The following is a 12911-nucleotide window of genomic DNA, read 5'->3' as shown; positions in this document are numbered from 1 at the left end:
TTCTACTCCTTTAGCTTGGGATCGAGCGTGTCTCGCAGACCGTCGCCAAACAAATTGAAGCAGACGACAGTCAGTACAATGGCGATCCCAGGAAAAAATGTTGGGTAGAAAAAATTCCGGCTGTTGTCTTTGGCTGCGCTCAACATTGCCCCCCATTCCGGAGCTGTAATGTCACCACCTAGACCGAGAAAGCTAAGAGCAGCACCAAGCAGAATCGCTGTACCAATTCTCATCGTCAAATAAACCATGACCACAGGTAGCATCCCGGGCAAAATATGCCGCATGATAATGACGAAATCTTGCACGCCGATTGATTTGGCCGCTTCCACATACGTCATTTGCTTTAACGCTAAAGCGCTCCCTCTGACGATACGGATGAAGATAGGAACCGTAAAAATAGCTACTGCAAAAATAATATTGACCATCCCTGCCCCTAGCACGGCAATGACAGCAATCGCGAGCAAAATCCCCGGAAAAGCCAGCAAGATATCGGTTAGGCGCATAATGATCGAATCAATCCACCTTCCGTAATATCCAGCTAACAGCCCCAACAGCGTCCCAATAACAGCGCCAATCGCGACAGATACGAAACCAATGAATAGCGTTTCTCGAGTCCCAGCCAATACACGACTGAAGATATCCCGATTTTGATGATCGGTTCCGAACCAGTGAAGTAGAGATGGATGTTGATGTTTCCTGTTATCCATAAGCGCGATATGCATCTGATTAGGTTGGATTTGGACGAGTACAGGCTCTTGCATCGGTGTTTCAACAGCAATCGGAACAATGGTAGATACAGGCCCGATGGATACTTTCACTGGCCCGATACCTTGGTCTAGCGCGGTCACCATCCCATCAGGACTTACACGTATTACTTTTTCATCTGTCGACTGGTAATGAATTTGTCCGTCTTCTTTCGATTGCTTTTTCCTAGCTGTTAAAAATCCGTTATTTTCATGAGAGTCAGTCTTACTCACCCCCATTAATTGTTTCAGGTTGCTACGTATTTGTTCCAAGCCAACTAGCTTATCACCGTTTGAAAGGGTGGCCTCCAGCTCAAGCTGTAAGATGTCCCCCTTCTTTACCTTGCCTGTCGGACCATGAAGTAGCAGCTGCGTGAGAATGGGCGGGGTGTCCTCTACAGAAACGTCGAGCTGGATCTGCGTAGCGACATCTCCTTTGGCTATCAGCACCGTTGTGCTTCCTTGCCCGACTGGCGTAATGGTGATCGTGCCACTCGATTCACTGACCGAGGAAATCTGTCGGTTCGAACTTTGCAGCATAACCTCAGTCACAGGTCTTTCTGCTCCATCACTCATGATCCCGGTAATTTGAATCATTCCGGTCATTTCATTCGTTCTGTCGATTCCCTTTTCCTCATACTGCTCTGTTACCGGCCGATTCGGATCATATGGCGTGATCCATGGTCCTGCCAGCCCTAACAGAAAGATTCCGATTAAGATCCAAAAGGCTACGACCGCCATCGTCTGTTTCTTGAACTTTTTCAAAAATAATTGAAAGAAAGAGTAAGTCTTCTGACTTTTCATTCGTCTGCTCCTCTTCGTTATTCATAACGGATTTGCGGATTCACGAGACTGTAACTGATATCTACAAGCAGATTGACGATGAGAAACTGGACGGAAAAGAGCAGAATGAGCGCTTGCATGGCTGGATAATCGCGAGCTAGAACCGAATCAATCAAGTACGATCCCAGCCCCGGCCAGGCAAAAACTTGCTCAACGACAACTGCTCCTCCGAGCAAAAAGCCAAATTGCAGCCCGGTCATCGTAATCACGGGAATTAGCGCATTACGCAATACATGCGTCCAAATAATGACTGATTCTCGCTGCCCTTTTGCCTTGGCTGTACGTACGAAATCTTCCTGCAATACTTCAAGGACGCTGGAACGTGTAAAGCGGGCAATGATCGCAGATACACCGAACCCGAGTGTTATCGACGGAAGCAGGAGGTGGGCAAAGGTTCCGCTGCCACTCGTCGGAAACCATCCTAACTGCACAGCAAAAATTTGCATGAGTATGAGTCCGAACCAAAACTCCGGTATGCTAATGATCGTCGTGGTTGAAATAATCCCTAGGCGGTCCCAAATCGACTTGCGCTTCGCCGCAGAATATATCCCAACAACCAGGCCTATGATGAGAGCCCAGAACATGGCAGCAAACGTTAAACCAAGCGTGTATAAGAACCGCTTACTAATCTCGTCAGACACATTGGTCTTCGTTTTGTAAGAAACACCGAAATCTCCCGTCAAAATTTGCTGAAGGTACCGCCCATACTGCACATAGAGTGGATCATGAAAGCCCAGGCTCTCTTTTACTTTCTCATAGGTGGCCATATCCATTTCGGCACCATACATGATGCGGATCGGGTCACCAGGGGTAAGATGTACGAACAAAAAAGAAAGGATCGAGATGATCACTAAAATGGGAATCATGCCTAATACGCGACCGATAATATATCTAGCCATTTCCTACACCTTCTTTTTGTAAAACTAGCTTATTGTTTGTAAGCAGCATGGAGACGAACTGTATCAAGGCTAACCCCAACATCTACAACATTTTTCCGTTTTGCGATCACCACATCCGGGACGTACAAGAATATCCATGGAGCCTCATCCATGATGACTTTTTGTGCTTCGGTGTATTTTTGCTGTGCCATGCTGTTGTCCGTTGCTTTCAATGCTTCATTTAGCAGCTGATCAACTTGTTGGTTCTGATAAAAGCCAGAATTATTATAGTTCGGTGGAATTCTGTCAGAGGCAAAGTTTGGTCTCATTCCCCAATCCGCTTCAGCAGTACCCGTACCCCATCGCCCGATATACAAGTCAGTGCCCTCTCCAGCGTCCAGCCTTTCAAATAGCGTGCCGCTCTCGTAAGCTTGCACCTCTACTTTGATCCCTACAGCTTGTAGCTGCATCTTGATATTTTCAGCAATCGCGACGAATTCCGTTGAATTGCGCGTCCACAACGTAGCTGCGAAACCATCTGGATAACCCGCTTCCGTCAAAAGTTGTTTCGCTTTGTCAACGTTGTACAGATAGCTTTGCTGTTTCGCGTAGCCTTTCACCAATGGCGAAAGCGGCGAGTCGGCAGCTGTGCCATATCCGTCGGCAACCTGGCTGATCAACTGTTCTTTATTTATCGCGTAGTTCATCGCCTGACGCACACGCTTGTCCTTGTACTTATCCAGCTTTGCATTCAAACCGACATAAATCATGTTGAGCGATGGACCAGAGTAAACATCCAGATTCGCGTCTTTCCCTATCGTTCGTGCATCCAGTGTCGGCAAACTTGTCACGATGTCTACTTCGCCAGCTTTTAGCATATTGACCCTCGTACTTGCCTCCGTCACAGGCTTAAACAGAATCGTTGCTAGCTTTGCCGGTTTCTCTTTATCCCAGTAACCATCAAAAGCAGCTACCTTCACAAACTGCCCGTTCTTCCATTCGCGGAATTGGTACGGCCCAGTTCCCACTGGATACCGGTCCAAATTGTATTTCGGATCATCGATCTTTTTTTGCAATTCTTTCTGCGATTTAAAGCTGGCAGAAGGATGTGCCATATAGGCAACCATCGCAGAATTGGGTTCGTTCGCCGTGACCGTTATCGTGTCCGGGTCTACTACTGTAACCTCCTTGATAAATCCAAAGAAGCTCGCTCGCGCCATGCCATTCTCCTTGTTTCGCACATAATCCAGATTCTTTTTCACTACATCAGCATCAAAGACTGTCCCGTCATGAAAAAGAATTCCTTTTCGCAAGTGAAAAGTAAGAGTTGTTGCATCAGCGTTTAATTGGTAATCAGTTGCAAGAACAGGGATAACCTCTCCATTTTCATTCAGCGTAAGCAGTCCTTCGAACATCGTGGACAAAATGTGTAGCGTGTTGCTGTCCGTGGAATTCCAAGGATCAAGTGAGGTGGCCTCAGCTTCGATGGCCACTGTCAATTCCGCGTTTAATTCTGCTTTTACTGGTACTTCTTGTTGCTCGGCGTGTTCTGGTGCTGGTCCGTTTGTTGGCGGGGGTTGACCAGGATTGCTCGTACAGCCAGCTAACATAGCAGTTGCCACCCAAAAGCTGACTGTGAGTAATTTCACTCTTTTTCTCATCTGCACGTAAATCGATCCCCTTTCTCGCAATGAAGTGAAACTACTGAGTTAATTAGCATGATCTATGCCAAAAAAAATAGGCAGCTGTCTATGCTGCTTCCTTTACTAAACCCTTGATATTTGCTGGTTTTCCCCATCACTTATTCGTGCAATGAAAAGCTATTTGGTTTAAGATAATGAATATTCGGTTATTTATTGCAACTATCTTACCCAAACATAACCAAATAACCAAAAGCGAGGACGGCATGATGAACGAATTCGTATTACTGGCTGGCAGCAAGGACACCCGAACTGCACTTGTCAATCAGCTCCAAGAGATTATGGATGGGTATGTGCGAATGAGCAGTTATTCCGTTGAGGAGGAGCTTCCCACATCTCTTCATAATGAATTGGTCGTCCTCTCCCACCCGCTCGTATTAGAAGAACCAAAAATAAGGGCATGCCTTGGCACAAATTGCAATCTCATCATTGCCAAAAGGATCATCAATTACGAAAACATCGACAGGCTCTTATACTTGCCAGCTGGAACCAAAGCTTATTACGTGAATGACTCGTTAGAAACATGTTTGGAGTCCATTGAATCACTGAAAAAGCTAGGGATTGACCACATTCATTACATACCGTATTACCCCGGCATTCCGCATGTAGAAAAAATTGATCTCGCGGTGACACCAGGAGCGTTCGAGCTAATCCCTGACCATGTTCAAGAGGCAGTTAGTATCGGCCCCCGTCTGATGGACATCTCGACGATTCATCAAATACTCGACCATTTTCAACTGAACGGGCCAGGAGATGTTATCTCTCAGCGCTATTTGCGCAAGATCATTCAATTGAGTAAGCGGCTAGCGGATGCCAACCAGATCGCTACGGATTTGAACAAGCACTTGAATGATGTACTGGATGGCGTCAACGACGGAATCTTGACGATTACGCAAGATGGCAAGATAACGGTCTTCAATGAGGAACTCGGCCTTCTGCTTGGTGTCTCTGCCAAGCGCGTTATCGGCAGACAAATTGACGATGTCATTGATCATCCTGAGCTCATCGACTTTTTATTTGCACGTTTACAGGAAGAGGATCGCTGGTTTACGTTCGGTCAGGTTGAAGTGATCGTTCACCGCTTCCCATTAAATGATGACCAATCACTCGTTGCTACGTTCAAGAATGCGCGACAGACGATCGAGTTGGAGAGATCACTACGCTCCGAATTGAAAAAGAAAGGCTTTGTGGCAAAATACACGTTTGACGATATGATCGGGGAAAGCTCAACCCTCACGCGCACAAAGGAAACGGCAAAAAAGCTGGCCAAAACCGACCTCACCCTTCTAATCCAAGGAGAAAGCGGAACAGGCAAGGAGCTTTTTGCGAGTGCGATTCACAACGCTTCTCTGCGGGACAAGAGGCCGTTTCTCGCTATCAATTTCAGCGCGATTTCTGAGGATTTGATGGAAAGCGAGCTGTTCGGCTATGATGACGGTGCATTCACAGGGGCTAAAAAAGGCGGAAAAGTTGGCTTGTTCGAACAGGCGAACGGCGGCACAATCTTTTTGGATGAGATCGGAGACAGTAGCCTGAAGCTACAGGCACGACTTCTACGCGTCCTACAGGAAAAAGAGATTATGCGCATCGGAGGAAGCAAAATCATTCCTATCGACGTACGGATCATTGCCGCCACTAACAAAAATTTGCTGCAAATGATCGAAAAAGGGACTTTTCGGGAAGATTTGTACCATCGGCTACGTGTTCTCTTTGTTGATCTCCCCTCCCTGCGGACTCGAACGGATGACATCCCTCTTCTCGTTCGGCATTTTATCCGACAAAGCCAGCACCCACAGGTAACTGTCAAGCCAGAAGTCATCGAGAAGCTCACATCCCTACAGTGGTATGGAAATGTGCGGGAGTTAAAGAACACCATCGATTACATGCTGGCTGTATGTGATGAGAATACCATCCAAATCGAGGATATGCCGTGGGAAAGCAACTTTCTAAAAAGGGATGATTCACATACCGAAGCTCCGGTCATTCCTGATGAAGAAGATGAGCTACTACTCATCTTGCGGAGTATTCAAACCATAGCGGAACGTGGTGAAAGGCCAAATCGACGGAAAATAACTGAAATGAGCACGGATTGGATAAAGCCACTGAGCGAGCAGCAGATTCGCAGCAGATTGGATGTGCTGGAATCGCGAGGATATATCGTGAAAAGTCGGGGGCCTTTTGGGACGAGGTTAACCGAAGCTGGACTGAGGGTTTTGAAATAAAAGTGGTCTATCTATTGCAGTCATGGGAAAAATGATTCATGGTAGTGAAATACGAAATACGGACTCATTTAGTAAGGAGATGCCTGATGAATCATCAAACAATCATTCATTTCAGTGACAAGGACTTGGATGGCGTATCATGCGCGATCCTGAGTCAAATTGCTTTTTCCAATCAAGAAGTCGATTCCCGAGGAGTGACTCCTTACACGGTCAATCAAGAAGTACAGAAGTTTATCGAAGAAGAACTTTCCCCCGATATGTATGTTGTGATTACCGATGTGAGTGTCAATGACGAGGTCGCTTTGCTCATTCAGAAAAAGGTCGAGCAGGGACATGCGTTTATTTTGATCGATCATCACTCAACCGCCTTACCATTGGCTTCCAAGTACGAATGGGCAAACGTTATCACGGAACAAGCGGGGAAAAAGACTTCGGCAACGAGCCTTTATTATGATTACCTGGTAAACCAAGGACATCTGACACCTACAGGCGTTCTCTCTGACTATGTGGAGTTGGTTCGTTCCTTTGATACGTGGGACTGGGATGCAACTGGTACTGTTCAAGCCAATCAACTGAACATTTTATTCTATATGGTCGAACGAGAAACGTTTGTTCAAAATGTGCTGGGACGCTTGCGTGGTGAAGGTACACATACGGATCAGTTCGTATTTGACGAAGTAGAGTCGATTCTCATCTATACGGAAGAAAAGCGAATCGATGAATTCGAGCAAAAAAAGCTGAAACAAATGAAGCTGATTCCCGTAGAAATCGATTTAGACGAGCCAAAAACGTATCAAGTGGGCGTGGTTTTCCTCGAACAATATCACTCCACGACAGGCAATTTCTTATGTAAGAATGCGGAAATGATTGATTTCGTCGCAATGCTCGATCCCGGGAAAGGCAGAATCAGCTTTCGAACCATTCGCGAAAACGTGGATCTGTCTGTGATCGCCCAGCATTACGGGGGCGGCGGTCATCCAAAGGCTTCCGGATGTTCCTTTACGGGCGTTACGTTAAAAGCCTTCGTGTACCCTGCTTTACGAACGAATTAGCTCAATATGAAAAAGCCCAATTTCCCGTTTAAAATTGAGAAATTGGGCTTTTTTGTTATCCATTATTTTACGATCTCATAGCGCATTAGCATTGAGCCGCTTTTTTCGTAAAGCTTCGTTTCTACCAACTTCATGTCGTGACGTGTATGGATGTTGTCAAAGTAATGTTTGCCGCTGCCCATTAAGACCGGATGAATAATGATTCGGAGTTCATCAAGCAAATCAGCATTTATTATACTTTGAATAAGACCTGCACTTGCAGCAACAATGATATCACCCTTGATTTGTTCTTTTAGCTCCTTTATTTTCGACATGACATCAGAATGAAGGAGTGTAATGGTATCGTTGTAGTCTCCCCAGTGAACTTCCATAAGCTCACTATTAGTGGTTGCTACAAACTTTTGAGTCTTATTCATTGCATCAGCCCACTCTCCCTCTTGGAACGGCCAGTAGCCTGCAAAGCCTTCATAGGTGACCCGCCCCATCAAGATTGCGTCAGCCTTCTGGAAGAACGCAAGACCATCATCTGTAGCATCCATGATGCCAGGCAACGCCCAGCTTACCATATTGCCTTCTTCTCCTGTCGGCCCAGTAAAGATACCATTCAATGTGCAGCTTACGTTTACAATTATTTTCCCCATCGAATCTCCACCATTCTTTCAATAGTATTATCTAAAAATTACCACATTTCACTACTCAGTATTTCTTCTCAATTGCTCAAATTTCCCTTCCGACAAAAAAGAAGGTGAGGAAAACGAATCGGTTTTCCCCACCTTCTTTCTTTTAGACACTTTTCGTCCTATTACAGTTCAACGATCTTTGTAGCGATGTTATTGCAAAATTCCCTGTCATGCTCTACAAAAAGAATCGTTGGCGAGTGTTCGAGGAGCAGCTCTTCAATTTGCATGCGAGAAATGACGTCAATAAAGTTTAGCGGCTCATCCCAAATATGAAGATGTGCATTCTCGCAAAGACTTTTCGCAATCAGTACTTTCTTCTTCTGCCCGCCACTAAAAGCAGAGATGTCCTTCTCGAATTGCACCCGGGAAAAATCCAGCTTGCGCAAAATCGATTTAAACAGGCTTTCATCGATCCCGTTGTCTCGCGCAAAGTCAGTCAGATTGCCCTTTAGATGGGAAGTGTCTTGAGAAACATACGAGATTTTCAATTGACTCCCCTTACGGAAGGTACCTGTATGATCGATGTCCTCCCCGAAAATGAGCTTGAGAATGCTTGATTTGCCTGAACCGTTCTTGCCTGCTAGCGCAATACGCTCCCCTTGCTCAATCGTAAAGCTGATATCTGAGCAAACTAGCTTCTCTCCGTACTGAATCGAAAGCTTTTCTAGTTCAGCCAGTTGGTTCTTATGATAAGCAAGCTGTGCAATCTTTAGGCTATCCTGGTTTTCAATGTTTTTCAGGAGCTTCGATTTGTCATCAATCGCGGATTGCTGTCGTTTCTCAATCGACTTGGAGCGTTGCATCATTTTCGCAGCCTTATGGCCAATATACCCTTTGTCTACTTTGGAACCAGAATTTAATGTTCCGTTTTTCGTCTTTTCCACAGCGTCCGACCAGTTGCTTGTACGTTTCGCTGCGTCCGACAAGCGTTTAATGTCTTTTTTGAGCTTCTCATTCTCAGCGAGTTCATAGTTATCCTGTCTCTGTTTATTTTCCCACCAATCGGAGAAATTCCCTTTTTGCACCTCGATGTTCGTCCTGTTGATGGACAGGATGTGATCGACACAGTTGTCTAGAAATGCCCGGTCGTGGGACACCAGAATATAACCGCTTTTGGAATGGAGATAATCACTGACGAGCTCCCTTGCATGCATGTCGAGGTGATTGGTTGGTTCATCAATTAACAAAAAGCTGTTTTCCTTCAGAAATAAGGCGGCTAACATCACTTTCGTTTGCTCCCCGTTAGACAAAGATTCAAAGGGACGATACAGAACATCCTCTGAAATCTTTAGGAGGGAGAACTCGCGCATTAATTCCCATAGCTGATAGTCCGGGACAATGTCTTGAACGATATCAAGGGTCAGATTTTCTTTGTTCTCGACTTGGAAAGGAAAGTATTCAAAGCTGACATGCGCACTAATCTTTCCGCTGTATTCATATTTACCAAGCAACAGGTTAAGAAAAGTCGTCTTCCCCCTACCGTTTCTTCCCGTAAAGCCCAATTTCCAATCCGTATCGATTTGGAAGCTCACGTTTTCAAAAATGTTATCGAAACTGCCTTCATAGGCAAACGTCAAGTTATTTACATTGATTAATGACATACAATCATCCTCCTGTATAAAAATAGAAAAGCTACAAGAAAGTTACCCTCTCTTGTAGCTCAAATAAATACAGCAAATCCAACTCAAACAAGAGTTAGATATGGATATATTGATTGAGTGAAAAGATAATGTAACTTTCTTGCAAATAAAGAATAAAACTTGCGAAGGATCTCGCTTTTTTGTTTTATTTTTTAGGCAAGAAAAGAATCCATTATACCTTTCAGCTCCCGTCATTAAGTTATCAGCATTGTATCATATCCAATATTTAGATTCAACAAGTTTCCCTTTTTATAATTCCGACGACACGACTCCCTCAGACTCCGTTCCAAGATAGAGATTCTTATACTGCTTCACAATTTCTTTCTTATTAAACTTACCCACACTCGTTTTGGGGATTTCTTCAACAAACAGAATCTGATCCGGGAACTGCCACTTGGCAAAATGTTCGTACAAGAGATGATCAAACTCTTCTCTTGGAATTACTTTGCAGTCTTTCATGCGAACGAGCGCAAGTGGACGTTCCTCCCATTCGGCATGCGGGATTCCGACGACTACTGCCTCAAGAACCTCAGGATGGCCCATTAACGCATTCTCCATATCGATGGAGGAAATCCATTCGCCCCCACTCTTGATGACATCCTTGATTCTATCAACAATTTTTACATATCCATTCTGGTCGATGGTCCCTGCATCACCGCTTCGCCAGTAACCATTTCGGAAACCGCTTTCATTATCCGGTGCAAGGTGGTAAGCACCCGTGATCCATGGTCCTCTTATGCATATTTCACCGACTGATTTGCCATCACGCGGGACTTCTTGACCTGTATCTGGATCAAATAAGGTAAAATCAACGCCCGTGATCGGCAGGCCCTGTTTCCTTCTTAAATCCCATGTTTCTTCCACCGTCAATTTGTTTCGCAGAGTTGGATTGATCTGGTAGTTAATCGCGACCAATGGTGTCGTTTCCGTCGCACCGTATGCATGAATAATTTCGGCCCCTGTCAACTCTTTAAAGCCCCTCATTAAGGATACGGGTGGCTCCGATGCACCAGATAAAAACCTTGCACGGCTAAGATCAGGCTTCCTTTCAAGGGTCCGGATATATTGCAGCATCGGGAGAAAAATCGCCGGTGACCCTCCTGTAATCGTGACGTTTTCCGCGATCATCAGATCTACGAGTGGTGCAGTGTTTTCTGCCATAAAACGTCCTGGGAAAATGATTTTTGCCCCCATCATGACAGCAACGTGCACGAGTCCCCATGATTGACCATGGAACATCGGTACGATCACCAGTAAGCAGTCATGGCTATCAACGCCAAAGTAAGCTGCTCCCGCCATGGTGTGAAGATACATGTTTCGGTGGGAATAATAGACGCCTTTTGGTCTGCCCGTAGTTCCGGATGTATAGCAAGCACTGTAAGCTGTCGACTCTTCGATAATCGGCCAGTCATATTCGGCAGGTTCATCCTTGATCATTTCTTCAAAGGGATAAATAGGCGCTAGCGTTGTTTTTATTTCTGACATCGGCTTATCTGACATGATGATAAAGCCTTTAACGGTTTGCAGACTTGGAGCTATCGCTTCGGCTACAGACAACAATGACTTATCAACAAAAATGTATTTCGCTTCGCTATGATTGGTCACATAGGCTAGATCATCTGGAGAAATGCGCAAATTCAGTTGCAAAAGTGTAGCCCCGATCCCAGGAATGGCGAAGTATAATTCGAAATGTCGCTCGGAATTCCAATCGAGCACGCCGATTTTATCACCTGGTTGGACATCAAGTTTATTTTCAAGAAAATTGGCAATCCTCATCATGCGCTTGTAGGCAACCTTGTACGTATAACGAAAAAGCTGATGGTTACTGCGATAGAGAAGTTCTTGATCCGGAAAATTTCGCACAGCATGACGTATCAAAGTTGTCGTGTTCAATTGATAGTCATCCATCGAAGTAGATGGGCTTCCTTTTACCATTCTCATGAACAAATTCCCCCTCTATCCCTAGTTTTCAACCTTTGCTATACATCGTAACAACACATGCACCACCCAAGCCAAGATTGTGCTGAAGGGCAATCCTCGCCCCTTCTACCTGACGATTTCCTGCCTCCCCTCTCAGATGCCAAACCAATTCTGTGCATTGAGCCAATCCTGTAGCGCCAAGAGGATGCCCTTTTGACATGAGTCCACCGGAAGGATTGACCACGTATTTTCCGCCATACGTATTGTTCCCCTCATGAATTAGCTTCTCTGCTTCCCCTTCACCACAGAGCGCCAGTCCTTCGTACGTAATGACTTCATTGGGGGTAAAGCAGTCATGCAGCTCTACAACGTCGACATCCTCTGGGCCGAGTCCTGCTTTTTCATACACTTGTGCGGCTGCCCGTGCTGTCATGTCACTGCCGACTAAATGCAGATTGTTCGAGGTGCTATTCGGTTTATCCGTCGTCATCGATTGAGCAATGATTTTCACAGTCTTATGAATCTGATGTTTTTTGGCAAAGCTGTCACTGCACACGATGACTGCTGCTGCTCCACATGTCGGTGGACACGCCATCAAGCGGGTTAAACCAGGGTATACGACAGGCGAATTCATCACTTCGTCTAAATGGAGCTCTTTCGTGAACAAGGAATAAGGATTATGGACGGCGTGTTGCCTCGATTTAACGGCGACTTTCCCGAAAATTTCAGGATTAGCTCCGTATTTTTCGAGATATTCTGAACCAGCTGCTGCAAAAACCTTTAAGGCAACAGGCCCATCAGGCAATTCACGGTTTAATTCATCAAACCGATTGTATATCCACTGAAAAGGAGAGGTCCGGTCTGTCCATTGCTCACCTAACGCCCCCGGCTGCATCTCTTCAAAGCCAAACGCTAGGACGCATTCGCAAGCACCGCTTTCCACTGCTTGTCGTGCCATGTAAAGGGCAGTAGACCCGGATGAGCAATTATTGTTGACGTTGATTATCGGAATACCTGTCATGCCTACCTGGTAGAGAGCAGTTTGCCCACATGTACTATCGCCATAAACGTAGCTCGCATAGGCTTGCTCGATTTCTGCCAGCGTAATACCAGCATCAGCTAGGGCCCCCGTAATTGCTTTTGCGGCCATGACTTCATAAGGTTCATGTTTACCTGGCTTCTCAAATTTCACCATGTTTACACCTATCACATTTGCTTGGTTCGTCATATTGC

The 12911-nt window shown here is 45.4% G+C and carries 9 protein-coding genes; 2 read left to right on the top strand and 7 right to left on the bottom strand.

Going from position 1 to position 12911, the window contains the following annotated elements:
• Nucleotides 1–2: 2 nt before the first annotated feature.
• From ACFYU8_RS03135 to ACFYU8_RS03125, 3 genes are read right to left on the bottom strand one after another with little or no spacing between them, the layout of a single operon-like run.
• On the bottom strand, nucleotides 3–1547 hold the full coding sequence (locus ACFYU8_RS03135; RefSeq protein ID WP_390295906.1) for an ABC transporter permease: 1545 nt from the start codon (nucleotides 1545–1547) through the stop codon (nucleotides 3–5).
• Between the two features lie 17 nt (nucleotides 1548–1564).
• The gene (gene nikB / locus ACFYU8_RS03130; RefSeq protein WP_390295908.1) at nucleotides 1565–2485 is read right to left on the bottom strand and encodes a nickel ABC transporter permease; all 921 of its coding nucleotides are present in this window, start codon (nucleotides 2483–2485) and stop codon (nucleotides 1565–1567) included.
• A 29-nt stretch (nucleotides 2486–2514) separates the two neighbouring features.
• Entirely contained in the window at nucleotides 2515–4125 is a 1611-nt protein-coding gene (locus tag ACFYU8_RS03125) for a glutathione ABC transporter substrate-binding protein (RefSeq protein ID WP_390297325.1), read from the bottom strand.
• 248 nt (nucleotides 4126–4373) lie between these two features.
• Between ACFYU8_RS03125 and ACFYU8_RS03120 the strand changes: the two genes are divergently transcribed.
• A complete protein-coding gene (locus ACFYU8_RS03120) occupies nucleotides 4374–6386 on the top strand; it encodes a sigma-54 interaction domain-containing protein (RefSeq protein ID WP_390297328.1) in 2013 nt (670 codons plus the stop codon).
• An 86-nt stretch (nucleotides 6387–6472) separates the two neighbouring features.
• On the top strand, nucleotides 6473–7438 hold the full coding sequence (locus tag ACFYU8_RS03115) for a DHH family phosphoesterase (protein WP_390295910.1): 966 nt from the start codon (nucleotides 6473–6475) through the stop codon (nucleotides 7436–7438).
• Between the two features lie 62 nt (nucleotides 7439–7500).
• Here ACFYU8_RS03115 and ACFYU8_RS03110 read toward each other — a convergent pair whose 3' ends face one another.
• From ACFYU8_RS03110 to ACFYU8_RS03095, 4 genes are all read right to left on the bottom strand, one after another.
• A complete protein-coding gene (locus ACFYU8_RS03110; protein WP_390295912.1) occupies nucleotides 7501–8079 on the bottom strand; it encodes a dihydrofolate reductase family protein in 579 nt (192 codons plus the stop codon).
• A 161-nt stretch (nucleotides 8080–8240) separates the two neighbouring features.
• Entirely contained in the window at nucleotides 8241–9719 is a 1479-nt protein-coding gene (locus tag ACFYU8_RS03105) for an Lsa family ABC-F type ribosomal protection protein (RefSeq protein WP_390295914.1), read from the bottom strand.
• 288 nt (nucleotides 9720–10007) lie between these two features.
• Nucleotides 10008–11699, bottom strand: a complete 1692-nt coding sequence (locus ACFYU8_RS03100; RefSeq protein ID WP_390295917.1) for a long-chain-fatty-acid--CoA ligase — start codon at nucleotides 11697–11699, stop codon at nucleotides 10008–10010.
• 28 nt (nucleotides 11700–11727) lie between these two features.
• Nucleotides 11728–12906 carry a lipid-transfer protein gene (locus tag ACFYU8_RS03095; protein WP_390295919.1) on the bottom strand — a complete coding sequence of 393 codons (1179 nt, stop codon included), beginning with the start codon at nucleotides 12904–12906 and terminating at the stop codon, nucleotides 11728–11730.
• Nucleotides 12907–12911 lie beyond the last annotated feature (5 nt).

The sequence above is a fragment of the Brevibacillus sp. NPDC003359 genome, assembly GCF_042878995.1.
In the GTDB taxonomy this organism is placed as follows: domain Bacteria; phylum Bacillota; class Bacilli; order Brevibacillales; family Brevibacillaceae; genus Brevibacillus.
Note: the sequence above shows the minus strand (reverse complement) of the source record. Positions and strands in the feature narration are given on the sequence as shown.

Excerpts from the sequence above, each read along its gene's own strand:
- ACFYU8_RS03105 (WP_390295914.1), bottom strand. The coding sequence starts at position 9,719 with ATGTCATTAATCAATGTAAATAACTTGACGTTTGCCTATGAAGGCAGT.
- ACFYU8_RS03135 (WP_390295906.1), bottom strand. The coding sequence starts at position 1,547 with ATGAAAAGTCAGAAGACTTACTCTTTCTTTCAATTATTTTTGAAAAAG.
- ACFYU8_RS03115 (WP_390295910.1), top strand. The coding sequence starts at position 6,473 with ATGAATCATCAAACAATCATTCATTTCAGTGACAAGGACTTGGATGGC.
- ACFYU8_RS03110 (WP_390295912.1), bottom strand. The coding sequence starts at position 8,079 with ATGGGGAAAATAATTGTAAACGTAAGCTGCACATTGAATGGTATCTTT.
- ACFYU8_RS03095 (WP_390295919.1), bottom strand. The coding sequence starts at position 12,906 with ATGACGAACCAAGCAAATGTGATAGGTGTAAACATGGTGAAATTTGAG.
- nikB (WP_390295908.1), bottom strand. The coding sequence starts at position 2,485 with ATGGCTAGATATATTATCGGTCGCGTATTAGGCATGATTCCCATTTTA.
- ACFYU8_RS03120 (WP_390297328.1), top strand. The coding sequence starts at position 4,374 with ATGAACGAATTCGTATTACTGGCTGGCAGCAAGGACACCCGAACTGCA.
- ACFYU8_RS03100 (WP_390295917.1), bottom strand. The coding sequence starts at position 11,699 with ATGAGAATGGTAAAAGGAAGCCCATCTACTTCGATGGATGACTATCAA.
- ACFYU8_RS03125 (WP_390297325.1), bottom strand. The coding sequence starts at position 4,125 with ATGAGAAAAAGAGTGAAATTACTCACAGTCAGCTTTTGGGTGGCAACT.